The 25583-nt window shown below is 64.6% G+C and carries 26 protein-coding genes, 1 tRNA gene and 1 pseudogene; 9 read left to right on the forward strand and 19 right to left on the reverse strand.

All coding sequences use genetic code 11. From position 1 onward, the window contains the following. Window positions 1-331: 331 nt before the first annotated feature. From A6M56_RS20960 to A6M56_RS20980, 5 genes and pseudogenes are all read right to left on the reverse strand, one after another. Window positions 332-640: pseudogene (locus A6M56_RS20960) on the reverse strand (transposase); the annotation flags it as partial. Between the two features lie 151 nt (window positions 641-791). Beyond that, window positions 792-1595 (reverse strand): ABC transporter ATP-binding protein, encoded by an 804-nt coding sequence (locus A6M56_RS20965; RefSeq protein ID WP_062739113.1) that lies wholly within the window; start codon window positions 1593-1595, stop codon window positions 792-794. Between the two features lie 19 nt (window positions 1596-1614). Then, the gene (gene ntrB, locus A6M56_RS20970; protein ID WP_102080697.1) at window positions 1615-2466 is read right to left on the reverse strand and encodes a nitrate ABC transporter permease; all 852 of its coding nucleotides are present in this window, start codon (window positions 2464-2466) and stop codon (window positions 1615-1617) included. A 55-nt stretch (window positions 2467-2521) separates the two neighbouring features. Continuing rightward, on the reverse strand, window positions 2522-3802 hold the full coding sequence (locus A6M56_RS20975; RefSeq protein ID WP_102080698.1) for a CmpA/NrtA family ABC transporter substrate-binding protein: 1281 nt from the start codon (window positions 3800-3802) through the stop codon (window positions 2522-2524). A gap of 318 nt (window positions 3803-4120) precedes the next feature. Next, a complete protein-coding gene (locus A6M56_RS20980; RefSeq protein WP_045785710.1) occupies window positions 4121-4759 on the reverse strand; it encodes an ANTAR domain-containing response regulator in 639 nt (212 codons plus the stop codon). A gap of 152 nt (window positions 4760-4911) precedes the next feature. Here A6M56_RS20980 and A6M56_RS20985 point away from each other — a divergent pair, with 152 nt between their 5' ends. Together A6M56_RS20985 and maiA are read left to right on the forward strand one after the other, a co-directional pair. Continuing rightward, complete coding sequence (locus A6M56_RS20985; protein WP_045785711.1) at window positions 4912-5613, forward strand: fumarylacetoacetate hydrolase family protein; 702 nt, start codon at window positions 4912-4914, stop codon at window positions 5611-5613. A 26-nt stretch (window positions 5614-5639) separates the two neighbouring features. After that, entirely contained in the window at window positions 5640-6284 is a 645-nt protein-coding gene (gene maiA, locus A6M56_RS20990; RefSeq protein WP_045785712.1) for a maleylacetoacetate isomerase, read from the forward strand. A 141-nt stretch (window positions 6285-6425) separates the two neighbouring features. Here maiA and A6M56_RS20995 read toward each other — a convergent pair whose 3' ends face one another. From A6M56_RS20995 to ftsY, 6 genes are all read right to left on the reverse strand, one after another. Continuing rightward, on the reverse strand, window positions 6426-7124 hold the full coding sequence (locus tag A6M56_RS20995) for a hypothetical protein (protein ID WP_102080699.1): 699 nt from the start codon (window positions 7122-7124) through the stop codon (window positions 6426-6428). A 62-nt stretch (window positions 7125-7186) separates the two neighbouring features. After that, window positions 7187-7339, reverse strand: coding sequence for a hypothetical protein (locus A6M56_RS21000; protein ID WP_157773986.1), 153 nt, complete (start codon window positions 7337-7339; stop codon window positions 7187-7189). A gap of 46 nt (window positions 7340-7385) precedes the next feature. After that, window positions 7386-7820, reverse strand: a complete 435-nt coding sequence (locus A6M56_RS21005; protein WP_147282523.1) for a hypothetical protein — start codon at window positions 7818-7820, stop codon at window positions 7386-7388. Then, complete coding sequence (locus A6M56_RS21010; protein WP_257984087.1) at window positions 7801-8793, reverse strand: M35 family metalloendopeptidase; 993 nt, start codon at window positions 8791-8793, stop codon at window positions 7801-7803. The genes A6M56_RS21005 and A6M56_RS21010 overlap by 20 nt, the downstream gene beginning before the upstream one ends. Before the next feature lie 11 nt (window positions 8794-8804). Then, on the reverse strand, window positions 8805-9167 hold the full coding sequence (locus A6M56_RS21015) for a PAAR domain-containing protein (RefSeq protein WP_102080701.1): 363 nt from the start codon (window positions 9165-9167) through the stop codon (window positions 8805-8807). Window positions 9168-9419: 252 nt separating this feature from the next. After that, on the reverse strand, window positions 9420-10751 hold the full coding sequence (gene ftsY / locus A6M56_RS21020; RefSeq protein ID WP_102080702.1) for a signal recognition particle-docking protein FtsY: 1332 nt from the start codon (window positions 10749-10751) through the stop codon (window positions 9420-9422). A gap of 60 nt (window positions 10752-10811) precedes the next feature. Here ftsY and A6M56_RS21025 point away from each other — a divergent pair, with 60 nt between their 5' ends. The 5 genes from A6M56_RS21025 to A6M56_RS21045 all read left to right on the forward strand — a co-directional run bounded on the left by A6M56_RS21025 (window position 10812) and on the right by A6M56_RS21045 (window position 15407). Further along, window positions 10812-12308, forward strand: coding sequence for a M16 family metallopeptidase (locus tag A6M56_RS21025; RefSeq protein ID WP_045785716.1), 1497 nt, complete (start codon window positions 10812-10814; stop codon window positions 12306-12308). Continuing rightward, window positions 12308-13660, forward strand: coding sequence for a M16 family metallopeptidase (locus A6M56_RS21030; protein WP_045785717.1), 1353 nt, complete (start codon window positions 12308-12310; stop codon window positions 13658-13660). The genes A6M56_RS21025 and A6M56_RS21030 overlap by 1 nt, the downstream gene beginning before the upstream one ends. 81 nt (window positions 13661-13741) lie before the next feature. Then, complete coding sequence (rsmD, locus tag A6M56_RS21035) at window positions 13742-14398, forward strand: 16S rRNA (guanine(966)-N(2))-methyltransferase RsmD (RefSeq protein ID WP_045785718.1); 657 nt, start codon at window positions 13742-13744, stop codon at window positions 14396-14398. Between the two features lie 194 nt (window positions 14399-14592). Beyond that, complete coding sequence (gene coaD, locus A6M56_RS21040; RefSeq protein ID WP_045785719.1) at window positions 14593-15096, forward strand: pantetheine-phosphate adenylyltransferase; 504 nt, start codon at window positions 14593-14595, stop codon at window positions 15094-15096. A gap of 50 nt (window positions 15097-15146) precedes the next feature. Beyond that, a complete protein-coding gene (locus A6M56_RS21045; RefSeq protein WP_045785720.1) occupies window positions 15147-15407 on the forward strand; it encodes a YfhL family 4Fe-4S dicluster ferredoxin in 261 nt (86 codons plus the stop codon). Between the two features lie 60 nt (window positions 15408-15467). Here the strand turns inward: A6M56_RS21045 and A6M56_RS21050 are convergent, their stop codons facing one another. From A6M56_RS21050 to A6M56_RS21085, 8 genes are all read right to left on the reverse strand, one after another. Continuing rightward, window positions 15468-16115, reverse strand: a complete 648-nt coding sequence (locus A6M56_RS21050) for a DUF4124 domain-containing protein (protein WP_286758380.1) — start codon at window positions 16113-16115, stop codon at window positions 15468-15470. A 23-nt stretch (window positions 16116-16138) separates the two neighbouring features. Next, window positions 16139-16741 carry an aminoacyl-tRNA hydrolase gene (gene pth / locus A6M56_RS21055; RefSeq protein ID WP_045785722.1) on the reverse strand — a complete coding sequence of 201 codons (603 nt, stop codon included), beginning with the start codon at window positions 16739-16741 and terminating at the stop codon, window positions 16139-16141. Window positions 16742-16915: 174 nt separating this feature from the next. After that, complete coding sequence (locus A6M56_RS21060) at window positions 16916-17545, reverse strand: 50S ribosomal protein L25/general stress protein Ctc (protein WP_045785723.1); 630 nt, start codon at window positions 17543-17545, stop codon at window positions 16916-16918. 152 nt (window positions 17546-17697) lie between these two features. After that, the gene (locus tag A6M56_RS21065) at window positions 17698-18648 is read right to left on the reverse strand and encodes a ribose-phosphate pyrophosphokinase (RefSeq protein ID WP_045787753.1); all 951 of its coding nucleotides are present in this window, start codon (window positions 18646-18648) and stop codon (window positions 17698-17700) included. Window positions 18649-18728: 80 nt separating this feature from the next. Further along, window positions 18729-18805: transfer RNA gene (locus tag A6M56_RS21070), tRNA-Gln, on the reverse strand. 50 nt (window positions 18806-18855) lie between these two features. Beyond that, window positions 18856-19725 carry a 4-(cytidine 5'-diphospho)-2-C-methyl-D-erythritol kinase gene (gene ispE, locus A6M56_RS21075; RefSeq protein ID WP_045785724.1) on the reverse strand — a complete coding sequence of 290 codons (870 nt, stop codon included), beginning with the start codon at window positions 19723-19725 and terminating at the stop codon, window positions 18856-18858. A gap of 16 nt (window positions 19726-19741) precedes the next feature. Continuing rightward, entirely contained in the window at window positions 19742-20353 is a 612-nt protein-coding gene (gene lolB / locus A6M56_RS21080; RefSeq protein ID WP_102080704.1) for a lipoprotein insertase outer membrane protein LolB, read from the reverse strand. Further along, window positions 20353-22284, reverse strand: coding sequence for a tetratricopeptide repeat protein (locus A6M56_RS21085; RefSeq protein WP_045785726.1), 1932 nt, complete (start codon window positions 22282-22284; stop codon window positions 20353-20355). The genes lolB and A6M56_RS21085 overlap by 1 nt, the downstream gene beginning before the upstream one ends. A gap of 101 nt (window positions 22285-22385) precedes the next feature. Here A6M56_RS21085 and mutM point away from each other — a divergent pair, with 101 nt between their 5' ends. After that, complete coding sequence (mutM, locus tag A6M56_RS21090; protein ID WP_045785727.1) at window positions 22386-23249, forward strand: bifunctional DNA-formamidopyrimidine glycosylase/DNA-(apurinic or apyrimidinic site) lyase; 864 nt, start codon at window positions 22386-22388, stop codon at window positions 23247-23249. Window positions 23250-23537: 288 nt separating this feature from the next. Next, window positions 23538-25481, forward strand: coding sequence for a dynamin family protein (locus A6M56_RS21095; protein WP_045787754.1), 1944 nt, complete (start codon window positions 23538-23540; stop codon window positions 25479-25481). Window positions 25482-25583 lie beyond the last annotated feature (102 nt).

Here is a 25583-nt window from a genome sequence, read left to right on the forward strand (position 1 = left end):
AAGTAACCAAAGAAAGGCGCGCCCGAGATGGCGACCCCCTCCTTGGATTTTTGTTGCGGGGAGGGAGGGGAGCCAAACTCGCTGCGCTCAGACAAGGCTCCCCTCTTTATCCTCCCCGCAACAAAAATCCAAGGCGCCATCTAGGGCAGGAACGTCAAAGGCCACCACGACGGTGTGCTGGCCAGGGTGGCCCTTGCTTTTGCTGTTGTTGCTCGCTTTGCTTCGCGTTGTGTTGTTGGTGCCTGCTGCGCTCGTGCTTGATGGTCTGGCCTTTGACGTTCCTGCCCTATGCGGCGCCTTTCTTTGCTTACTTTCTTTGGCAAGACAAAGAAAGTGAGTCGGCCGCGCCGTCACGGTCTCGTGGTACCTCGATGCGGATCGGTCCGTCCTCGGTCAGCACCGTCTTGGCGCCCGTGCCGTTGCGCTGGTTGGTGACGGTGGCCGGTTTGGCCGCACCTGGCCGATAGCCGAGATGATGGTTCATCTCGCCACCCAGCGCCCGCTCGATCAGGGCCTTCTTAAGGGCCAGCGTGGCAGCATTGATGGCTTCGGCCGTCATCGGGCCGTTGCCGAACTGTTCGAGCAGTTCGGCGGGGATCGCCGGCAGATCGGCCGGCTTGGTCTTCGGTTTGCCAGGCATAAGGTCTCCTTGGGAGCATGTTATGCCTTGAACACGAAATTACTGACAGCCCCTGTTATGCCTTGAACACGAAATTGCTGACAGGCCCGGGAACGAAACAGAGGCCAACGCCCAACACCAAAACCAAAAGCCAACCAACCCAAACCAAAATTCAGGCAGCCTCCGCCACCGGATGCCTCTGCTTCCGATAAAGAAAATCCAACACCGCCGTCCGGCAAGCGTGATAAGCCGCATCCTCCGCCAACGCCATCCGGTCCCGCGGCCGCGGCAAATCCACCGTCAACACTTCGCCAATCGTCGCAGCCGGCCCATTCGTCATCATCACGATGCGATCCGCCAGCAGCACCGCTTCATCCACATCGTGGGTCACCATCACCACCGTGCTGCCGGTCGCCGCCACGATCTTCAGCAGCTCATCCTGCAGATGCGCCCGCGTGAGCGCGTCCAATGCCCCAAACGGCTCATCCATCAGCAACACCTTCGGCTCCATGGACAACGCTCGCGCAATGCCCACGCGCTGCTTCATCCCGCCCGAGATTTCGTGCGGATGCTTCTGCTCGGCATGCGACAAGCCCACCAGCGCCAGCGCCGCATGCGTGCGCTCACGCAGTTGCGCCTTGGTCTCGGTCTTGCCGAAGACGCGCTCGACGGCGAGATACACGTTGTCAAAGCACGTGAGCCACGGCAACAGCGAGTGGTTCTGAAACACCACCGCGCGATCCGGTCCCGGCCCGGCAATCTCGCGCTCGGCGAGGATCAATCCACCCGTGGTCGGCCGCGTGAGGCCGGCAATGAGATTGAGCAACGTCGACTTACCGCACCCCGAGTGCCCGATGAGCGCGATGCACTCACCGCGCGCCACCGTCAGGTCGATGTCGCGCAGGGCGACGAACGGGCCGCGCTTGGTCTTGAACGTCTGCCCGACGTTTTCAATGCGCAGGAATTTGTCTGTCATGGCGCTCCCCCCAATGTCCTCAAACCGCGTCGTACGAGAAGCGCCGCGCAATCGCCAGCAGCGCGTGCTCGAGCAGCAAGCCCACCACACCAATCACGAAGATGGCGATGACGATGTGCTCGACCTTCAGGTTGTTCCACTCGTCCCACAGCCAGAAGCCGATGCCGACGCCGCCGGTGAGCATCTCCGCCGCCACGATGACCAGCCACGCCGTGCCGATGGACAGCCGCACGCCCGTCAGCATGTACGGCAGCACCGCGGGAAACAGCACGCGCGTGAACACCTTCCATTCGGACAGGTTCAGCACACGGGCCACGTTCAGGTAGTCCTGCGGCACGCGCGTCACGCCCACGGCAGTGTTGATCACCATCGGCCAGATCGAGCAGATGAAGATCGCCCAGATGGCTGCCGGGTTGGCGGACTTGAACAGCAGCAGCCCGATCGGCAGCCACGCCAGCGGCGATACCGGCCGCAGCAGGCTGATGATGGGCGAGGCCATCGCATTGAGAAACGCAAAGCGCCCGATCAGGAAGCCCGCCGGAATGCCGATGACGGCCGCCATGCCGAAGCCCGCACCCACGCGTGCCAGCGAGGCCAGCACGTTCCAGCCTACGCCCTGGTCATTCGGGCCATTGCGATAGAACGGATCGGCAAACAGCGCAACGGCCGCTTTCCACGTCACCGCCGGTGTCGGCAATGCGGCGATGGCCGTGGCAATGCCTTGCCACGCCAGCACAAACAGCACCAAGCCCAGCACCGGCGGAAAGCCGCGCACCACGGCGGCGACAAGCCAGTCGCGCGCAACGAACCGGCGACGTTCAGGGGCGGCGTCGGACTGCACGCCGGACAACGTTTTGACGAGCGTGTTCATGTCGGGCTCCATCGATGTGAGGGACCGCAATCAGAAATTCGGAAGGCCGGAGGCGTCAGGCTTTCAGCTTGAAGCCGTCCGCATACGCGGCGGGGTTCTTCGCATCCCACACCACGCCGTCGATCAACTTGGCCGTGCGCATCTCGCTCTTGGGCAGCGGCGTGCCGGTGGCGGCTGCCGCCTGCTTGAAGATGTCGATGCGGTTGACCTGCTTGGCGACGGCCAGGTAATCCGGATGCGCCTTCAGCAGCCCCCAGCGCTTGTGCTGCGTGAGGAACCACATGCCGTCCGACAGGTACGGGAAGTTGACCGCGCCGTCGTGGTAGAAGCGCATCGGGTCCGGGTCGTCCCAGGTCTTGCCCAGGCCATTGGTGTAGCGGCCGAGCATGCGGTCGAGAATGATGTCCATGTCGGTGTTGACGTAGGACTTGGCGGCGATGGTCTCGGCCGTCTTGCGGCGGTTCGACGCCGACGCATCGATGAACTTGCTCGCTTCCAGCACTGCGGCGGTGAGCGCACGCGCGGTGTTCGGATACTTCTGCACGAACTCGGCCGTGGTGCCGAGCACCTTCTCGGGGTGGTCTTTCCAGATGGCCTGTGTTGTCTCGGCGGTAAAGCCGATGTTGTCTGCAATCGCGCGGGCACCCCACGGCTCGCCCACGCAGTAGCCATCCATGTTGCCCACGCGCATGTTCGCGACCATCTGCGGCGGCGGCACGGTGATCGCCTTCGCCTCCTGCAGCGGGTGGATGCCGTGCGCGGCCAGCCAGTAATACAGCCACATCGCATGCGTGCCGGTCGGGAAGGTCTGCGCGAACACATATTCGCGCTTGTCTTTCGCCATGACGGCCTTCAACGACGCGCCATCCTTGACGCCCGCGTCCTTGAGCTTGGACGACAGCGTGATCGCCTGGCCGTTGTTGTTGAGCGTCATCAGCACGGCCATGTCTTTCTTGGGGCCGCCAATGCCGAGCTGCACGCCGTAGATCAGGCCGTACAGCACGTGCGCCGCATCCAGGTCGCCCGATACGAGCTTGTCGCGCACGCCCGCCCACGAGGCTTCTTTCGACGGCGTGATCTTGATGCCGTACTTCTTGTCGATGCCCAGCGTGGAGGCCATGACCACCGAGGCGCAGTCCGTGAGGGGGATAAAGCCCACCTTCAGCTCCGTCTTCTCGGGCGCATCGGAGCCGGCGGCCCAGGCCCCGGCACGCACCAGCGGATCGATCAATGCCACGGCACTGCCTCCTGCAATGGTCGCCGCGGCTTTCATGATGCTGCGGCGTTTCGGGTTGATCGGGTTGACGAGAGCGTCGGTCTTGTCTGGCGCGGCCATCCATGGCTCCAAAGAAAAAGCGTCCCGACGCGCGACCGCCGCCCATCCGGAAGAGGGGCGCGCTGCCGTGCATCGGGACGCCGTTGTCCCGTGCCGGTACCCACGTTGGCACCGGCTTCGCAGCGACACTTGCAAGGGGTATGCCAACGTTGACCGATGCATGCTGGCGTTCCGAGTTCGGAACTCGGCGTGCGAGGCTTTTAGCTCGGCGGTTGAGCTTCGGAACGCCACGTGGGGGGGCGGAACGCCGCGCGCGACTGGTGCGTTTCCAGCGCCGGAGTTGTGCGACGCACCAAAACTGGGCGGTGGTCCGACCGCTCAGCCGGCCATCACGTCGATCACGCGTTGGGCGGCTTCGACGAGCTTGATGTTGCGGTCCATCGCCATCTTGCGCAGGCGCTTGAAGGCGTCGTCTTCCGACAGGTTCATCTGCTTCATCAGCAGGCCCTTGGCGCGCTCGAGCACCTTGCGCTCGGCGAGTTGCGTCTTGGCGTTGTCCAGCTCGGCGCGCAGTTCGCGTTCGTGCTCGAAGCGCGCGTAGGCCACGTCCAGCACCGCCTTGACGCGCGTGGGCTTGATGCCGTCGACGATGTAGGCGGTGATGCCGGCGGCGAAAGCGGCCTTGATGCGCTCGGCGTCGTCGTTGTCGGTGAACAGTACGATGGGGCGCGGTGCGTGCTGCGTGGCCACGCAAACATGCTCGATGGTGTCCCGCGCGGCCGATTCGGAGGCGACGATCACCATGTCCGGTTGCGCCTGCGCAATGCGGTCGGGCAGGGTGAGGTCCGCGTCGGCGACACCCACGTCGACAAAGCCGGCTTCGGCCAGGCCGGCACGGATCAGCTCGAGGTTGATCTGCTCGGCGTCCAGCGGATCCCGCACCAGCAGCACGCGCATCGGCGCGGCCGGGTGGGATGCGGCGAGCGAGGCGGGCGGGGTGGGCGGTTTCACATGCATGGTGCAGGAAGGTGCGTTTTGCACACCACTCATGCAAGAACCGCGCCGACCCGGGGCGGGTGTATCCTCGCAAACGCGTCGGTCGCCGGGGGTGCGGTGGCCGTGTCCCCGTGAGTTCCTGTTCCATTCCAGCTTAGTCCGAGGAGACCTGCATGACCGATTTCGTTGTCACCCCGCCCGCCGTCAACGGTATTCCGGTGCGTGGCGGGCAAGGCCAGTTTCCGGTGCGCCGCGTGTACTGCGTCGGCCGCAACTACGCCGCCCACGCGCGCGAGATGGGCTCCGACCCCGACCGCGAGCCGCCGTTCTTCTTCTGCAAGCCCGCCGACGCCGTGCGCTACGTCGCCGACGGCGAGACGGGCCAGTTCGTCTACCCCACCGAGACCAAGGACTGCCACTACGAGATCGAGCTCGTGGTCGCCATCGGCACGGGCGGCCGCGATATCGCCGTGGAAACCGCAGCCAACCATATCTACGGTTACGCCATCGGCCTGGACATGACGCGCCGCGACTTGCAGAACGCCGCCAAGAAAGGCGGCCGCCCGTGGGAGACCGGCAAGGCGTTCGACGGCTCGGCGCCCATCGGCCCGATCGTGCCGGCCAAGGATGTGGCGCATCCGGACAAGGGCGCCATCACGCTGTCGGTCAACGGTCGCGAACACCAGCGCGGTGACCTGTCGGACCTGATCTGGTCGGTGCCGGAAACCATTGCGTACCTGTCGCGCCTGTTCGAGCTGCGCCCCGGCGACCTGATCTACACCGGCACGCCCGAAGGCGTTGGCCCGGTGGTCGTCGGCGACCTGATGGTCGGCAAGATCGACGGCGTGGGCGAACTGCACGTCAAGGTCATTTGATAGACGCGACAGAAGAGTCAGAAGCCATGTCGATCAAGCTGTACAACTATTTCCGCAGTTCGGCGTCGTTCCGCGTGCGTATCGCCCTGGAGATCAAGGGCGTGCCGTACGAATACGCGCCGGTGCACCTGCTCAAGGGCGAGCAACTGGCGCCCGAGTTCGTCAAGCTGAACCCCGATGCGCTGGTGCCCGTGCTGTGCGACGGCAACGACGTCCTGAACCAGTCGTTGGCGATCGTCGAATACCTGGAAGAGACGCATCCGGAGCCCACGCTGCTGCCAGGCTCGCCCAGCAATCGTGCGCACATCCGCGCGATCGCATTGGCGATTGCCTGCGAGATCCATCCGCTGAACAATCCGCGCGTGCTGAAGTATCTGAAGAGCACGTTCAACGTGGAAGAAGAGGCTCGCAACGACTGGTATCGCTACTGGGTGAAGCTGGGGTTTGCGGCACTGGAGACGCGGCTGTCACAGTCTCCGCTGACGGGCACCTATTGCGTGGGCGAAACGCCGACGCTGGCCGACCTGTGCCTCGTGCCGCAGGTGTTCAACGGCAAGCGGTTCGATGTGGCGGTGGAGGATTACCCCACGCTTGCGCGCATTTTTGAGCACTGTATGGCGCAGGAGGCGTTTCAAAAGGCTGCGCCTGCGGCGCAGCCGGATGCGGCGTGATTGAGATGTGAGGCGTCGCGGTGGCGGCGCTTTTTTTTGTCGCAGGAGTCAGCGCACTTTGATGTTGGATCTTACTCGTGAGCCTGGACTCGTATTGCGGATTGCTCGACCCATCCTTCCAGACTTCAGCTCGGCAAGCGATCACTCCTGAATCTCGAATTGAAACGGGATTTCCGGCTGCACAAATCGGACCTGAACCTCTTTCTGGATTGGCACAAAACGCTGGCCCTCAAAGGTGTAATACGACAGCAGCAAGCCTGCTCGGTTTTCTTGCTGTGCGTCGAGCAGATACGTGTTCTTGGGGAAGGCAACCTTGCCATGGTCGGTCACCGTGACCGCCCTGCACGACGAGAGCAAGCTCGGCAGGTGCAGGAACGTCGCTTTGCCACGCAGCGCCAATGGGTCGAGCAGCAGATAGGTCTGTGTATGTCGGTTGGCTTCGCCTGAGCCTGAGCTTGCCCCATCCACGCAAAGCGCGGCTGGATGGACAGTGGTCCTTGGAACCAGAAATACGCTTGCGCCTGGGGGGTAGATGTCTGTTGGGTGCTCTCCAGGCAAGGTCTTCGCTCGGTCAAAGCGGCGGATGACTCCATTGACTGTGATGCGATCTGGCGCAATTTCAACGCGCAAAGGCTTTCCTTCCAGAGAGGCTCGAAGTTTCACATAGCTACCGGGTCGTCCCTGCGCAGCATAGGTGGAGCCGTGGTCGAACTCGATTGGTTCACCGAAAAGTTTGTGAGGTCGCGAGACGTAGAAGCTGTCATAGTCTTCGAATATCTCAGCGCTGGCATTCGTCATTAGGGCCATCGCTGCTGTAGCCAACATCACGGAAACTTTCATCGGTACGCCTTCGCCGCTGTGGCGCTGAACTGGGCTGAAACGTGAGGTGAATATCAGACGACTCACTGCGTGTTGATCGAGATGATTTTGATCGTCGGCTTACTTCGGCCTCGTTCCGTGATGCCGCTGATCCAAACCTGGCCGTTCCCGATCATGATGCCCCGGTAGCTCACGAACACATCCTCAAATCGTTGTGCTTCGATCGCGTCCTTCAACCGTTTTTTCTTGACCCGCTTCCGCATTGAGGACAGCCAAGCTCGCTTATCTCTTGGTAGGCATGTCGCCGTCAGAGCAGCACGGGTTGGGGCACGCAGGCAAGATCGAAATTTCGACTCGCCGTCCGTTTCCTACATCATCTGACCGGTAGACGCCGTAGTGTTCATCCACCGGCACTTGGTTGAAGTGTTGGGTTTTCAGGATGGACACGACGGCTTGTAAGCGTGCTTTTGCCAGCGCACGCGCGTTACGCTCATGGTCTTCTGCCCGCCCATCGACCTGAAGCACCTCTTGCGTCGGATACTTGATGCGCTGATCTACCAACCAATTCGCTAAGCGAAGTATTTCCGACGAAGATACCGCAGCGGAACCCGAAGAAAAGTACACATCAAAATTCTGACCTGGCATGCAGGCATACGTGACGCCGGCACTCAAGAGCAGAAACGCCGCCAGCGTATTTCTAATCTTCATAGATGACATAACCGGCAATGCTATCGGCGTTCTGGAGCGTGATCTCCGGGTTGGATTTCGCAAGGTCTCGGCACTTCCTCATGAAGTAAACAGCATCTCCGGTGTTCATGGTGTCGTGGAAGTGCGATACCTCATGTATTAGCGTAGATACCTGCGAGTCCATGCTGTAGGCAAAGTCTCGTAGCTCGCAGAAATCCGAATGAATGGCGATCGTATGCGTTGCCGTATCGGGTGCGCATACCTCTGCGACAACCCCGAGTTTTCTCTTTGAGTCTGAAACGCAGCCGACATGCGCCATGGCCGCCCCAGAATAGCGAACAAAATTGTTTGGAGTTAGCCCGGCGAGTCTATGACGTATGCGGGCAAGTCCACCGGCGAGATAGTCCCGCGTTACAACGTCGCTATTACGGAACCACTGGGCGACGCGAACCCGCGCGGCGGTAGACCATCCTGCTAATTCGGTTAGGCGCTTATCGATAAGCGACACAGCTTTGTCTCGTCGTTGCATGACCATCTGAGCGAACTCCGCGTTGCTCATGTTGGGGCAGATCAATTGGGGATCGTCTTCAAGCGTCGATTTCTGATCTGTCTCTTTGAGCGACGATGAGGGCAACGGCACCCGGTTATGGCCTCCCAGCGGCGCGGTGAAGGCTGATTTCGCACTCACCGAAACGAGCATTCCACTGCCAGCTCGATTCACCGCAACCCGAAACTTATCCGTCGAAGCAATGGCGCGAGGGGGACTGGCGCATTTGCAGAAGATCCACGCACCTTGAATGGCGAGCTGGCGACCGCTCGGAAGCCCGAACGCTGGGTAGGCATCATTGACTAGGTAGCCCACGGATTTGCAGGCTGGGCAAGTTGCCAGATCCCCTTCCGCAGCCACCTCTTTGCCGTGGAACCGCATCCTGCCGGTGGCAGTTATGACGCCACCCGTCGTAGTTAAGTCACCATGCCTAAGGCCGGGGCGCATGTCTTCCATGATCGGGCCCCTCAGATCGCGCTGTCGGTCGCCGGCTCCGGACGGTACGCCGGGTCAAGCAGGCCGATGATGGGCGCGTCCGCCGGTTCATCGAAAGTCAGGGCCGTGACTGGCGACGAAACAATGGTGTCGCCGTCGCTCAGTGGGCTGCCAATGATTGCAACGGGACGATCGTCGTCCACCATCGCCATGCCCGCGCCCGCGGTAATGGCAGCCACGCTGCCGTCTGGGTAGACAGCTTCATCGCCCACGAGCAGGAGCGTGTGCCCGCTGTCTCGGATGCTGCTGGAGCCCTGAATGATCTCGCCGCCGTTGGATGTCTTCGCGCCGTTGAACGCCGCAACGTAGACCTTGCCGGATTGTGTGTCTTGCATCTGCCATCTCCACATGAGAGCACTTCGCTGAAGTGCTCCATTGGAGCAGCGCCATGCGCTGAATCTCAATCAGACAATTCCAATTCGGTGGGTACTCGAAATTAGCGTAGGGGGCATGCTGATCGGAGGGCGACTAGTTGAGCCTTAACGCATGTGATGTGCTGGTAAATGCGGAGCGCGATAAGTTCGACCGCAAATAGAAACGCCCTGAACAATTCAGGGCGTTTCTGTGCAACAAGGTTTCGCAGGACGTTATCCCAACAGCGCATCCGCAAACTCGCGCGCCGAAAACGGCTGCAGATCCTCCACCTGCTCGCCCACGCCAATGAAGTACACCGGCACCGGACGCTGCCGTGCGATCGCAGCGAGGATGCCGCCCTTGGCGGTGCCATCGAGCTTGGTGACGATCAGCCCCGTGAGGCCCAGCGCATCGTCGAACGCCTTCAGCTGCGCCAGCGCGTTCTGGCCGGTGTTGCCGTCGATCACGAGCAGCGTTTCGTGTGGGGCCGTCGCCATGGCCTTGCCGATCACGCGGCGCACCTTCTTCAGCTCTTCCATCAGGTGCAACTGCGTCGGCAGGCGGCCCGCGGTGTCGGCCATGACGATGTCGATGCCGCGTGCACGTGCGGCGTTGACTGCGTCGTAGATGACCGCGGCCGGGTCGCCGGATTCCTGCGCGACGACCGTCACGTTGTTGCGCTCGCCCCAGATGACGAGCTGCTCGCGCGCGGCGGCGCGGAAGGTGTCGCCCGCTGCCAGCAGCACCGATTGACCGTAGGTCTGGAAGTGCTTGCACAGCTTGCCGATGCTGGTCGTCTTGCCGGCACCGTTGACGCCCGCAATCATGATGACCATTGGCTGTTCGCGGCCGAGCACCATGGTCTTTTCCAGCGGGTGCAGCAGCTCGACCAGCAGGTCGCGCAGGGCGGTCTTGACGCCCTCGGCGGTTTCGATGCGCTCGGCCTTGATGCGGCGGCGCAGTTCGCCGAGCAGGTATTCGGTGGCATCGACGCCGGCGTCGGCCATCAGCAGCGCGGTCTCGAGTTCTTCGAACAGCGCTTCGTCCACCTTCACGCCGACGAACAGCGTCGTGAGGTTCTTGCTCGTCTTCGACAAGCCTGAGCGCAGGCGTGACATCCAGCCCTTGCGTCCCTGTTCGATGATGGCCGGCGTAGGCACGGTTTCGATATCGCCGGCCTGCATGTCGAGCGCGGGCGGCGCGGCTGGCGTGTCGGGCACGGCCACCGGTGCGACTGGCGTGGCCGGCGTTGGTGCGGCGGCGGGTGTCGGGACCTGCGTTTCGACGGGCGCGGATGCCGGCGCTTGCGGGGCGGCCGGTTCGGGTGCCGGAGCGCCGCCAAAGCCCAGGCGCGAGAGCCAGCCCGGGCGGGCGTCTTCCGTGGCTGGCGGCGTTGGCATGGAGGCGCTGGCGTCGGGCGTGACAACCGCGGCCGGTGTGTCTGCCGCAGGGGTCGGTACGGCCGTAGCGGACGTCGGCGCCTGTGCGGGCTCGGGAGCGGCTGCGAGGGCGGATTCGGCGGCCGGTTGGGGCTCCGCCTTGCGCTTTTTCCAGAAACTAAACATCGCGGGGGCGGGTCTATTCGCCGTTAGAATCAATCGTCGAATTTTATCAGACGGCCCCTTATGCGCTCTTCCACGCGAATCGTTTCAGACCGGGCGCGGCTACGCACTTCGCAATTGGCTGCGATGGCCCTCGCCGCGGGGCTGCTGGCTGGTCAGGCCGGCGCGCAGGCGCTGGCTGCCGCGCCAGCCCGTACGGCAACCGCCGCTGCCGCGGCCAAAGTGGGCGCCAGCCAAGCCGATACGCACGAATACAAGCTGCCCAACGGCCTGCGCCTGATCGTCAAGGAAGACCATCGTGCGCCCACCGTGGCGCACATGGTCTGGTACCGCGCCGGCAGCATCGACGAGCACAACGGCACCACGGGCGTGGCCCACATGCTGGAGCACATGATGTTCAAGGGCACCAAGGCGGTCGGCCCTGGTGAGTTCTCCCGCCGCGTGGCGGCCATGGGCGGGCGCGAGAACGCCATGACCACGCGCGACTTCACGATGTACTTCCAGCAGATCGAAAAGTCCCACCTGGCCGATGTGATGGCGCTCGAAGCCGACCGGATGGCCAATCTCCAGCTGACCGACAAGGAGTTCAAGCCGGAGATGAACGTGGTCAAGGAAGAGCGCCGCATGCGCATCGACGACTCCGCGCGCGCCACGGTCTACGAGCAGATGCTCGCCACGCTGTTCAACGCTGCGCCGTATCGCAACCCGACCATCGGCTGGCCGGGCGACCTCGACACGATGACGGTGCAGGACGCGCAGAACTGGTACCACGCCTGGTACACGCCGAACAACGTCACCGTGATCGTCGCGGGCGACGTGAACCCCGATGAGGTCTTCCGTCTCGCGCAGCGCACGTACGGCAAGCTCAAGCCGCACGACCTGCCGCGCCGCTATGCGCAGGAAGAGCCCAGGCAGATCGGCGTGAAACGCATCTGGGTGAAGGCACCGGCCGAGAACCCGTACGTTGTGCTGGCGTACAAGGTGCCGCGCCTGAACGATGTCGAAAAGGACGTCGACCCGTACGCGCTCGAAGTGCTCTCCGCCGTGCTGGATGGTTACGACAACGCGCGCCTGTCGAGCCAGCTCGTCAAGGGCGACAAGCGCATCGCCGATGACGTGAACGCCGGCTACGACGGCCTGAACCGCGGCCCGTCGATCTTCCTGATGGACGGCACGCCGGCGGACGGCCATACCACCGCCGAGATCGAACAGGCGCTGCGCGCGCAGATCGAGCGCATCGCCCGCGAAGGCGTGACCGATGCCGAGTTGAAGCGCGTGAAGGCCCAGGTCGTGGCCGCGCAGATCTACAAGCGCGACTCGGTCTTCGGCCAGGGCATGGAGATCGGCATGAACGAGATGAGCGGGCTGTCGTGGCGCACGATCGACCGCCAGCTCGAGAAGATCAAGGCCGTCACGTCGGCGCAGATCCAGCACGTGGCGCAGACGTACTTCGGCGAAGACAACCTCGTCGTCGCCACGCTGCTGCCGCAACCGATCGATCCCAACAAACCGGCGCGCAAACCCGTTCCCGGGATGCGCGATGAAGGAGGGCTGCGTTGATGCGCGCCATGTCTATCACGCTGAAGACGGCGCTGGTCGCCATCCTGGCGGCGGCCGCCCAAGGCGCGCTGGCCGCGCTGCCGATCGAACATTGGACGGCGTCGACCGGCGCGCGCGTGTTCTTCGTGCCGAGCCCGTCGATTCCGATGCTCGACATCAACCTCGACGTGGATGCCGGCTCCCGTTACGAGCCGGCGAACAAGGTGGGGCTGGCCTCGCTCACTGCCGGCATGCTCGACAAGGGCGTCGCCGCCCAGGGCAGTGCTCCGGCCCGCGATGAAGCAGCAATTGCCGATGCGTTTGCCGATGTGGGCGCCAGCTTTGCCGGTGGCGCGGGCGGTGACCGCACGAGTCTGCGCTTGCGCACGCTGTCCGATCCCGTTGAACGCGGACCGGCCATCTCGCTGATGACGCAGATCGTCTCGGCGCCGACCTTCCCCGACGCCGTGCTCGCACGTGACAAGCAGCGCCTCGTGGCGGCCATCCGCGAATCGCTGACCAAGCCCGGGGTGCTGGCCGAGCGCGCATTCGGCAAGGCCATCTACGGCGCGCATCCGTACGGGCAGACGGCGTCGCCGGAAACGGTGGAGAGCATCACGCGCGATGACATCGTGCGCTATTACCAGGCCAACTACACGGCCAAGCGGGCGGTGGTGACGCTGATCGGCGCGATCAGCCGCCAGGAGGCCGAGGCCATCGCCGAGCAGATCACGCGCGGCCTGCCGGCCGATGGCGCGACGCCTCCGCCGCTGCCGGACGTCAAGATGCCGCTGGCGAAGGCCGAGACCATCCGCATTCCGCACCCGGCGCAGCAGGCCACGATCATCATTGGCCAGCCGGGCATCACCCGCACCGACAAGGACTACTTCCCGTTGCTGGTCGGCAATTACGTGCTCGGCGGCGGCGGCTTCAGCGCGCGCCTGACCAACGAGGTGCGCGAGAAGCGCGGGCTGACGTACAGCATCGGCAGCTACTTTGCGCCCGCTGCGCAGCCCGGGCCGTTCGAGTTGTCCCTGCAGACCCGCAAGGATCAGACCGAGCAAGCGCTGAGCGTGGTGCGCGACACCGTCGCCAGGTTCGTCGCCGACGGCCCCACGGACGCGGAACTGAAGGCGGCCAAGGACAACCTCGTCAACGGTTTCCCGCTGCGGCTCGACAGCAACCGCAAGCTGCTGGACAACGTCGCCAACATCGGCTGGTACAACCTGCCGCTCAATTACCTCGATACGTGGACGCAGCGCGTTGCGGCTGTCACGCGCGATCAGGTGCGCGCGGCGTTCCAGCGCGTGCTGCAGCCGCAGACCATGGCGACCGTCGTGGTGGGCGGTCCCGACGCGAAGGGCTCCAACTGACCGACGCGGCAACGCGAGCTCAGGAAAAAAACCGGCGGCTACCCGCCGGTTTTTCTTTGCGCTGGCCCTACAATCGCGCCCATGGCACCTCGTACTTCCAGCTCCAAAGCCCCCAAGGTCAAGACCGCCACGTCGCACGCGCGCGCGCCGCAGCAGGTGCGCATCATCGGCGGCCAGTACAAGCGCACGCCGCTGCCTGTGGTCGACGCGGACGGCCTGCGCCCGACCAGCGACCGCGTCCGAGAGACCGTCTTCAACTGGCTCGGCCAGGACCTCGCCGGCTGGCGCTGCGCCGACATCTTTGCCGGCACCGGCGCGCTCGGTTTCGAGGCGGCGTCACGCGGCGCCGCGCATGTCACGCTGGTCGAAAGCCACGCTGGGGCGGTGCGCGCCTTGCACGCGGTGCGCGACAAGCTCGGCGCGCGCATGGTCGATATTGTTTCCGGCGACGCCTTTGCGTGGCTCGCCCGTCAGCCGGATGCGGCGCTCGATGCGGTGTTCATCGATCCGCCGTTCGCCCAGGACTGGACGCTGCGTGCGCTCGAAGCCGCGGCGCGCGTGGTCAAACCGGGCGGGGTGATCTATCTCGAAGCGGCGCAGCCTCTCGTGGATGTGAGCGCTGATTCACAGGCCGGCGGCCCATCGGCGGGGATCCCGTTGCTGGCTGGCCTGACGCTGCACAGGCACCTGCGCGCCGGCGCGGTGCATGCGCATTTGCTGCTGCGCAAAAACGGTTAAACTACGCCGCTCGTCACCGGTGCATGGGCATGGGGCGGCACCCGTCGCGGTGCAGCCGGCCGGCTCCGGTGGCGTGTCAGCGGCAGGCTCGGGATCTGCCGCGTTCCACAACGCAACGGTGTCCAGACGCAGCACAGGCGCGGCCATGTCCCACGCCGCGCGACGGATGCTTTTTTCCCCTTGGTGGAGGAACCATGGTGATCGCGGTTTATCCCGGCACTTTCGATCCGTTCACGCGCGGCCATGAAGATCTCGTACGGCGTGCATCCAACATCTTCGACGAGCTCATCGTCGGGGTGGCGCAGAGCCCGAACAAGCGACCGTTCTTTGCACTGGAAGAGCGCATCGAGATCGCCCGCGAGGTGCTCGGCCATTACCCGAACGTGCGGGTCGAAGGCTTCTCCGGCCTCCTCAAGGATTTCGTGCGCAAGAACGGCGCGCGCGTCATCGTCCGCGGGCTGCGCGCCGTTTCGGACTTCGAATACGAGTTCCAGATGGCGGGCATGAACCGCTACCTCCTGCCGGACGTGGAGACCATGTTCCTCACGCCGTCTGATCAGTATCAGTTCATCTCGGGCACGTTCGTGCGCGAGATCGCCGTGCTGGGCGGCGACGTCAGCAAGTTCGTGTTCCCCTCGGTCGAGAAGTGGCTCAAGGAAAAGACCGGCAAGACGGAAGGGTCTGGCAAATCGGCATAAAATGACGCTTTGGCGGGCACCGGCCCGCCGCTCATCTGAAGGAAGGCATCATGGCGCTCATCATCACCGATGAGTGCATCAATTGCGATGTATGCGAGCCCGAGTGCCCCAACGGCGCGATTTCGATGGGTCCGGAGATCTATGTGATCGACCCGGGCAAGTGCACCGAATGCGTTGGCCACTTTGACGAGCCTCAATGCCAGCAGGTCTGCCCGGTGGAATGCATCCCCAAAGACCCGGCCCACGAGGAAACGCACGAGCAGTTGATGCAGAAGTACATCCAGCTTACCTCGGCCCCGCGCGCGGCCTGAGCACAACAGAAGAGACGGCCGTGGCCGTCTCTCTTCATTTGCGGCTGCAGTGTTCAGTGCTTACTGGATCGGCAGCAGATCTTCCGGGCCTTCATACACGTAGCCCGGCTCGCAGACGATGCGATAGGCCGGCGGATGGGGCCTGTGCGGGCGCGGGATCGCGGGCGCCGGCGCGGGCGCAGGCGCCTGCACGAACGGCTTCGGGCCACCCTGCTGCTGGCGGATGATGCCCGGCATGGGCGTGGGCGCGACCGGCGGGCCGATCACGGGCGTGGGCATCGGGTACGGGTAGGGCACCGGTCCGACATATACGCGGTGGCAATAGCGCACGCCTTCCTGCGCGACCACGACTTTCCGCTGTTGTTCACGGCGCGCCTGCTCCGCCGCAGCGGCGGCCTGTGCGGCGATCTGCGCCTGGCGGGCGTCTTCCGCGGCCTGCGCCTTGCGGCGGGCGGTCTCCAGTTCCTGCAATTGCGCGGCTTCGGCCTTGGCGCGTTCCCGGGCGGCCTGCTGGTCGGCGGCAGTTGGGGTGTTGTCCATGAGCGGCACCGCCACGGAGCGCGCCCCGCACGGGTGATCCGAATACACCGTCCGACCGCCTTCCGTGCAGCGGTAGACCTGCGCCTGTGCCGGCACGGCGATCGACAGGCCAAGCGCCAGACCCGCCAGCGCGGCGGCGCGTGAGGTGAGGGCGGCGAACGGTGTCATGGTGTCCCTTGATATTTGGCGGATCAGCGTGCGGTATGCAGCCGCATCATGGCCTTTTCTGCGTTGCCGGCAATCAGGTCGGGCAGCGCGTCGAGGCTCTGATCGATGGCGCGGTCGATCTGTTCCTGTTCTTCCTTGCGCGGCGCTTTCAGCACGAAATTGGCAACGTCGTGCTGGCCGGACGGCGCGCTTCCCGCCGGCAAAAGGTTGCGCGGGTGCCCGATGCCCAACCGCAGCCGCCAGAACTGCTGCGAGGCCAGGTGTGCGGCGATGTCCTTCAGACCATTGTGGCCGCCGGAGCCTCCGCCGAGCTTGAGCTTGACCACGCCGGGCGGCAGATCGAGCTCGTCGTGCACGACGAGAATCTCGTCCGGCATCACCTTGTAGAAGCGCGCCAGCGCCACTGTGGCCAGCCCGGAGCGGTTCATGAACGTTTGTGGCTGCAGCAGCCAGACTTCGTGGCCCCAGAGGTTGGCGCGCGCGGCATGGCCGTGAAACCGTGTTTCGTTGCGCAGCGTCACGTTGCCGATGCGCGCGAGCTGGTCGACGAGCCAGAAGCCCGCGTTGTGACGCGTCGCTGCATATTCGGCGCCCGGATTGCCGAGCCCGACGATGAGTTTGATCATGCGATTGGTGTCAGGGTAGGGTGCAGGAAGCGCCCCTCGATCGTACAAGCATAGCTGCTTTCGGCAGCCTGGAGCCCGGGAGGCTTGTCCCGGGACCGGCCAGAAAAAAAGCCCGGCGAGACCAGCTCGGCGGGCTTTTTCGACTCGCGACGGGACGCGAGGTGCGGCGGCAGCTTAGGCGGCCGGCTTTTCTTCGCCTTCGGCAGCGGCAGCGCCTTCGCCAGCAGCGGCCGACTTCTCGCCAGCCGGCACGCTGATGTTGGCCACGGCCGGGTTCTCATCGCCACCGTGGGTGAGGATGGTCACGCCCTTCGGCAGCTTCAGGTCGGAGATGTGCAGGGTCTGACCGATTTCCAGGTTGCCCAGGTCCACTTCGATGAACTCCGGCAGGTCGGCCGGCAGGCACGACACTTCCACTTCGTTCACGATGTGGTTCACGATACCGTGGCCCAGCTTCACGCCCGGTGCGGTTTCCTGGTTCAGGAAGTGCAGCGGCACCTTGACGTGGATCTTTTCCTTGGCCGACACGCGTTGGAAGTCAACGTGCAGAACCAGCTGCTTGAACGGGTGCAGTTGGAAATCGCGCAGCAGCGCCTTTTCCACCTTGCCGGCCACTTCGATGTCGAGGATCGACGAGTGGAAGGCTTCCTTCTTCAGCGCGTGGTACAGCGCGTTGTGATCGAGTTCGATCAGCTTCGGCTCGGCGGCACCGCCGTAGATGATGCCCGGGGTCTTGCCGGCATTGCGCAGGCGGCGGCTCGCACCAGTGCCCTGAACGCTACGCTCGAAAGCGACAACTTTCATGATTGCTCCAAACGAAAAAGACGACTCGCGACCAAGCCGTCTGGTGAACGGGGCGCCATATTGCGCCCTCGGAAACGCCGCAGAAGTGCCGTAAAGCCGACGTTTCTGCGGTAAAGCCTTGAATTATAACAGTAAACTGCTTGGGCGCCGCGTTATTCGGCGAACAGCGACATGATGGAGTCGCCGCGCACGATGCGGGTGAAGGTCTCGGCCAGCAGCGGGGCGGTCGAGAGCTGGCGGATCTTGCCGCACTTGATGGCGTCTTCGCGCAGCGGGATGGTATCCGTGACCACCACTTCGTCCAGCGCCGAGTCTGCAATGCGGGCGGCCGCGCCGCCCGAGAGCACCGGGTGCGTGCAGTACGAGAACACCTGCTTGGCGCCGCGCTCCTTGAGCACCTGGGCCGCCTTGCAGAGCGTGCCGCCGGTGTCGATCATGTCGTCCATGATCACGCAGTTGCGGCCGTCGACTTCACCGATGATGTTCATCACCTCGGCCACGTTCGCCTTCGGGCGCCGCTTGTCGATGATGGCCAGGTCGACGCCGAGTTGCTTGGCCAGCGCACGTGCGCGCACCACGCCGCCGACGTCCGGCGACACCACCAGCAGGTTGTCGTAGTTCTTCTTGCGCAGGTCTTCGAGCAGGATCGGCGATGCGTAGATGTTGTCGACCGGGATGTCGAAGAAGCCTTGAATCTGGTCGGCGTGGAGATCCATCGTCAGCACGCGTTCGACGCCGGCGACCTCCAGCATGTTGGCCACGACCTTGGCCGAGATGGCCACGCGCGCCGAACGCGGACGGCGGTCCTGGCGGGCATAGCCGAAGTAGGGGATGGCGGCCGTGATGCGACGCGCGGATGCACGCTTGAGCGCATCGACCATCACCATCAGTTCCATCAGGTTGTCGTTGGTGGGGGCGCAGGTGGACTGCAGGATGATCACGTGCTTGCCGCGCACGTTTTCCTGGATCTCGACCTGGACTTCACCATCAGAGAATCGGCCGACAAGGGCCTTGCCCAGCGGAATGCCCAGGTGCTTGACGACAGCTTCTGCGAGTTTCGGGTTGGCGTTGCCGGTAAAAACCATCAAGCCTTCGCTGCTCATCGGGGCACCTGTTTTGACTTCAGACGCGCCGGTCAGCTTGGGCGCCAACCGGGCAATTGCTGGGAACATGAGGAAGAAAATGGCAGGGGAGGAAGGACTCGAACCCTCGCATGCCGGAATCAAAATCCGGTGCCTTAACCAACTTGGCGACTCCCCTACACAACCGATCGGTTACTGCTTCCATTGCAGAAGCAATAACTGCAAACCCTACACGGCAAACCTCGCGAGCGGGTGATGCGTCAGACCTGCCGCACACCTACCTTCCCACGCGGAAGGTACCTGGTCCGCTATCGCCTGCGCATGCTCGACGTTGTCGAACGGAGCGAACACGCATGCACCGGACCCGGTCATCCTTGCCAGGGGGCTGAACTGACGCAGCCAGGCAAGAGCTCGGGCGATTTCGCCGTATTTCCTTTCCGCCACCGCTTGCAGATCGTTGCGACCGTAAGCGAAAACAATTTGTCGGTCAGGAAAGTCCGTAATTATGGTGCGGGGCGTATCGCGTGTCAACCCATCGTCAGAAAAAATTGCAGGGGTCGGCACATGCACGCGCGGGTGGATGACCACGAACGCGGCCGGCGGCAACGTGACAGGGGTCAGCTCTTCGCCGATGCCCTCGGCGAAGGCGTTCTGGCCGAACACGAAGAAGGGCACGTCGGCGCCCAGCTTCAGGCCAAGCGCCATCAGCGTCGCGCGTGGCAGATCCAGGCCCCACAGGCGGTTGAGTGCGAGCAGCGTGGTCGCCGCGTCGGATGAGCCGCCGCCAATGCCGCCGCCCATCGGCAGGCGTTTCTCGACGGTGATGTCGACGCCGTATGTGCAGCCGGTTTCGGCTTGGAGCAGGCGTGCCGCGCGGATCACGAGATCGTCCTCGGGCGGCACCCCGGGGATGTCGTTGGTGCGCAGAAGACGGCCGTCCGGACGCCGCGTAAAGTGCAGCGTGTCTGACCAGTCGATCAGCTGGAAGACGGTCTGCAGCAGATGGTAGCCGTCGGGCCGGCGGCCGACCACATGCAGGAAGAGGTTGAGCTTGGCGGGCGCGGGGCAGTCGCGCAGTTCGTCGGGCGCAGAAGTCATGACGGACGGCAGCGGATTATTGGTCCAGCACGAGCCGCACCGTGAGTGGGCCGTTGGCGCCCTGCGGACGCTCCAGGTCGAGCCGGCGGATACGGGCGTCGCCCGGCGCGTCATCCGCCCAGGCGACGTAGCGCACCGTCCAGCCGTTCTGCTCGATGGTCTCGGGACGTGATTGCGCGTCGCGCGCCACGCGGGCGGGGGCGCCGGGGGCCGGACGCGCGCGCAGCCAGTCGCGCAGGCCCGCCACCGGCAGCGAAAAGCCCAGCGCATCCTGCATCAGCGTGTCGACTTCGGGGGCGCGCCGGGCGGGCTGGTTCGGCAGTTCGAGCGTGGCGCCCTGATTGTTCTGGCTGACGATGGCGAGTGTCTGGCCCAGCGGCGACATCAATTCAAGCTGCACGTCGGGGCCGCGCTCGCGCCACAGGAAGCTGCCGACGGCGCTCTGTTCTGCATTGCCCTGGGTGTACCGCGCCGAGAAACGGCCCTGGTACCGCGTGACGGTGGCGTCGGTGTCCTGGGTGCCGGCAAACAGGTCATTGGCCGGCCGCACGCTCGCGCAGCCGGTGAACAGGAGGCAATTCACGCCGAGCATCAGTGCGCCGAACGCGCTTGGAAGCCGCGCCGCCATCAGTTCGTGCTCGCGGGGGGATTGGGGATCGGCTGGCCGAAGCGGCGCAGCGTGTCGCGCAGCGTGTTGTCGTTGATGTCGAGCTTGGCGGCTTCCATCCATACATTGCGCGCGTCGTCCTGCTTGCCGGATTGCCACAGCACCTCGCCGAGGTGCGCCCCGATCTCGGCTTGCGGAGCGGCGCTCCACGCCTTGCGCAGGATGTCGGTGGCGGCCGGCAGATCGCCGCGGCGGTATTTGACCCAGCCCAGGCTGTCGGCAATGTAAGGATCATCCGGCGCCAGCGAGACGGCCTTCTCCAGCAGTTCCTGCGCTTCCTGAAGCCGGATGTTGCGATCGGCCAGCGAATAGCCGAGCGCGTTGTAGCCGATGGCCTGCCCCGGGCGCAGGTCGATGACCTTGCGCAGCAGCGTTTCCATGTTGTCGTAATGGCCGTCGTGCTCTTCAAGCATGGCCAGCTGATACGTGTATTCGACGTTGTCCGGATCGGCGCTCAGCAGTTCATTGACGCGTGCCCGCGCACGGCCGTAGGCCTTGGCGTCCATCAGCATGCCGATCTCGGCCTGACGGATGCCGTCCATCAGGGCCTGCCGGCGTGGGCCGTCGGGCACGTCTTCCGCATCGGCGACGAGTTCGTCAAAGGTCTGCTGCGCTTCGTCGATGCGGCGCAGCTTGCCCAGCAGCTGGCCGCGCTTGATGCCGGCCGCCATTGCAGTCTGGCCGTCGGCGTCGCCGTTGGCCGAACCGGTGATCTTGTCGACCCAGCCGAGCGCCGCGGCGTAGTCCCGCTTTTCCTCGGCCAACTGGGCCAGGCCCTGGTAGCCCGGCTCGGGGCTCAGCGTGGGCGACTTGGCGGTGGCGGAGATGTACTCTTTCAGGTAGCGCTCGGCGTCGTCGTACTGGCGCTGCTGCAGGTTCAGCAGGCCGAGGGCCAGCGTGATGCGCGCATCGTTTGGCGCGATCTTCTTGAGGGCCTCGAATTCGGCGCGCGCCTGGTCCTGCTGATTGCGCATCAGGTACATGCGGGCCAGCGCCAGGTGGCCGTCCAACGAGGCCGGCGCGGCCTTCAGGAACGTGCGCAGGCCTGCGATCGCGGCATCGGGGTCGCTATCGGCGCGCAGTTCCGCTGCGAGGATGGCGGCGTCTTCATAGCCGGGCCGCAGTTTGAGCGCGGTATCGAGTTCCGACAGGGCGCCGGGCACATCCTTGGCGGCGGCCTTGGCGCGTGCCAGGGCCAGATGCGTTTCGGGGCGCTGCATGTCGTGCGCCGCGATGCGCTGCAGCGCCGCCACGGCGCCTTGCGGATCGCTGCTCTTGGACATCTGCTGCTGCAGCTGCAGCAGGGCGTCCGCGCGCTGGCCCGGCGACACCTTGTTCAATTGCGCCTGCAGCATCGGTTCGACTTCGGACCACTGGCCGGTGGCAACCAGCAGCAGCTGCTGCACCTGACGCGCCGGCATGGACGTGGGCGACAGCTCCACCCACACGCGCGCGGCGGTCAGGGCTTGCGTGGGCGAGCGGCCCAGGAACGCAATTTCGGTGGCGCGCTGGGCGAAGCGCGGGTCGCGCGTGTCGTGCGCGAGGCTCAGATATGTGCGGTACGCAGGTTCGGCCAATCCGCGCTGCAGCGACACCTCTGACGCGAGCACGCGGTACATGATGTCGGCGGAAAGCGGGACGCGCGGCAGGTCCGCCCGATCGGCGCCTTGAAGGCCGCTACGCGGGCGCGAACGTTCGAGCTGGATGGCGGTGCGGCCATCGCCTTCCTTGCTGCCTTGGGCAACCGGGGTGGGAGCGGACACCGGAGGCGAGGCCCATGCGGGCAGGCTCGTCAACCCTCCCGCTACCAGCGCGGCCAACAGAGCGGCTCGGCTGCGCGGGAATCGCCGCGGGCGTTGCGTCGCGGGCGAACGGGAGAGGGCGTGGGGCATGGTGTCGAAGCTCCGGATGGGGGTTCGGGGCATTGTAGCCTGACCGCTACAATCGCCCGCATCGTCAAAAAGCTTGGAGCCGCACATGGGACGGAGGTTCGATGCCTGAGTTGCCGGAGGTCGAGGTCACCCGGCTGGGTCTGCTACCGCATATTACCGGGCGACGTATCGTGCGCGCCGTCGTGCGCCATCACGGGCTGCGCTGGCCTATCGACCCGGCGCTTCCCGAGCTGCTCGCCGGGCTGACCATCACCCGCGTCCTCCGTCGCGGCAAGTACCTGCTCATCGAATGCATGCCGCAGGCGGGCCAGGGCGACGTGGTGGGCGGCTGGCTGCTGATCCACCTCGGCATGACAGGCACCTTGCGCGTCCTTGAGGCGCCGGCCCCGCCCGGCGCCCACGATCACGTCGATATCGAACTGGCCGACGCAACCGGCGTGCCGATCACACTGCGCTATCGCGATCCGCGCCGCTTCGGGGCGTTGCTGTGGCACCCCGGCGACGAGGCTGGCCTGGCCGAGCACCCATTGCTGCGCAATCTCGGCATCGAGCCGTTCGACGCGCGCTTTGACGGCGACTGGATGTACACGCGCACACGCGGACGCCGCGTTGCCGTCAAGTCTGCGCTGCTGGCCGGCGACATCGTGGTGGGCGTGGGCAACATCTATTGCTCGGAGAGCCTGTTCCGTGCCGGCATCCGGCCCACCACGGCGGCCGGCCGCATCAGCCGTCCGCGCTATGCGGCGCTGGCCGAGGCCATCCGCGCCACACTGGCCGACGCCATCGCGCGCGGCGGCAGCACCTTGCGCGATTTCGTGGGCTCCGATGGACAGAGCGGCTACTTCCAGCTCGACGCATTTGTGTACGACCGCGCCGGCCTGCCATGCCGCGTTTGCGGCACACCGATCCGCCAGATCGTCCAGGGGCAGCGCTCCACGTTCTACTGTCCGGCCTGTCAGCGCTGAGCGGTTCACCCCGGCGGCTGAAAGCGCCATTCGTAGCAGGGTGCTGGAGCGATTCAGGCGCCATTCCGCAAGGTTTTCGAAGTGGGGTGAGCCGCCGCCGATGGCATCCCGCAACACTTCGCTGCCCGGGCTGGCGAAGCGTGCGGAAAGTTCTCCCGAAAGCAGGTCGTTCCCTGTATCGTTCCACCTAAATTTGTGCATTTCTGTGCCGTAATGGGCGGTATCTGCGATGCCGAGGGGCGCGCGCGTTTTTCGCGGTCGGGTCGCGCACACAAAAAAGACAAAACGATGAACAACACGCTGAGCACACAGTTCGAGCAATACAGCGCGTGGCGCGCTTCGGTACTGCAGTCGGTGGGTGAATTCCAGGACTGGCTGCAAGCCCAGGAGCTGTACGACGCGCAGGCAGACATGCGTGCGCAGCGCATCCGGGGCGTGCTGCGAAGCGACAAGCTCAAGGTCGCCTTCATTGCCGAGTTCTCCCGCGGCAAGAGCGAGCTGATCAACGCCATCTTCTTTGCGGACTTTGGCCGCCGCATCCTGCCGTCGTCGGCGGGCCGGACCACGATGTGTCCGACCGAGCTGATGTACGACGAAAGCTATCCGCCGTCGATCCGTCTGCTGCCGATCGAGACGCGCCTGCACGATGCGTCGACCGCTGACTTTCGCGATGCCGAAAGCCATTGGCTGTCGGTGCCGCTCGATCCCTCGTCGCCCGAGGGCATGCTCGAAGCGTTCCGCCATGTGGTGGAAACCGTGCGCGTGCCCAAGGAAGAAGCCGAGCAGCTGGGCCTCTATAACGACGCCGATCCTGACGCCGCGTTTTCGGTGGATGCCGCCGGCACGGTCGAAGTGTCGAAGTGGCGGCACGCGATCATCAATTTCCCGCACCCCATGCTCAAGCAGGGGCTGGTGATCCTGGATACGCCGGGGCTGAACGCCATCGGTACCGAGCCGGAACTGACGCTGCGCCTGATTCCGGATGCGCATGTCGTCGTGTTCGTGCTGGCAGCGGACGCCGGCGTGACCAAGAGCGACCTGGAGCTGTGGCGCTCGCACGTGGGCGGTGGGCAGCGCAAGGGCTGCATCGCGGTGCTGAACAAGGTCGATGGGCTGTGGGATCCGCTCAAGACCGACGAGGAAGTCGAGAGCGAAGTCAGCCGCCAGATCATGACCACGGCACAGGTGCTCGATATCGATGTCGAGCGCGTGTATCCGGTGTCGGCGCAGAAAGGGCTGCTGGCCAAGGTCAGCCACGATTCGGCTCTGCTCGCCAAGAGCCGCTTGCTGGAACTGGAGTCGGTGCTGTCGGATCAGCTGATCCCGCAGCGGCGGGAGATCGTTACCGAGCAGGTGCAACTGGCCGTGAAGGACATGGCCGCCGGTGCGCAGCAACTGCTGCAGATGCGCCGCCGCGACATCGTCGAGCAGCTGTTCGAACTGCGCGGCCTGCGCGGCAAGAACCACACGATGGTCAAGCACATGCTCATGCGCGTGCAGGGCGAGAAGGAAGAGTTCGAGCAGAGCATCGCCAAGTTCCAGGCGCTGCGCACGGTGTTCGGCCGCCACAGCGCCGAGATCATCAAGAGCGTGCAGCTCAAGCAGATCCGCTCGACCATGCGCGAAGCGCGCGAGAAGATGAAGGAGCGCGTGTTCTCGCGCGGCCTGCGCGACGATATGGACAAGCTCTTCGCGCATCTGACCGACCTCGTGCGCGACGCGGCAGCTCGCATCGACCAATTGCATCAGATGGTCGACGGCATGTACAAGAAGTTCAACGCCGAGCACGGCTTTACGCTGTCGCCGCCGCTGCGCTTCCTGGGCACCCGCTATGACGCCGACCTGAAGGAAACGCTGCAGCTTGCGCACAATCATTTCGGCGCGTTCAGCTTCCTGACGCGGCCGAAGCCGCAGCTCGTGCATGGCGCGTTCTCGACCGTGGCCAGCCGCGTGCTGGATACCTTCCAGGACATGAACCGCGACATCGAGATCTGGCTGAAGTCCGTCATGACACCGCTCGAAGCGCAAGTCCGCGATCACCAGAAGCAGCTGCGCAAGCGTGTGGATTCGATCGAGCGCATCCATGAAGCGACGGACACGCTCGAGACGCGCATTGCCGAACTCGAAGCACTGCTCAATACGCTGGACGAACGCAGCGGCACGATTGCGCAGTACTCCGACCGCATCCTGGCGGCAGGGACGATGCTGGAGCGCCAATCCGTTGCGGCGTAATGCGGAGGGGAAACCGTGAGAAGGGCGCCTGCGGGCGCCTTTTTCGTTCTGGTAGGATCGCCGCCGGCGCGCATCTTCCGCGCGCCGCCTGGACATCACACG

The organism is Ralstonia sp. RL (assembly GCF_001683835.1).
Lineage (GTDB): Bacteria > Pseudomonadota > Gammaproteobacteria > Burkholderiales > Burkholderiaceae > Ralstonia > Ralstonia mannitolilytica.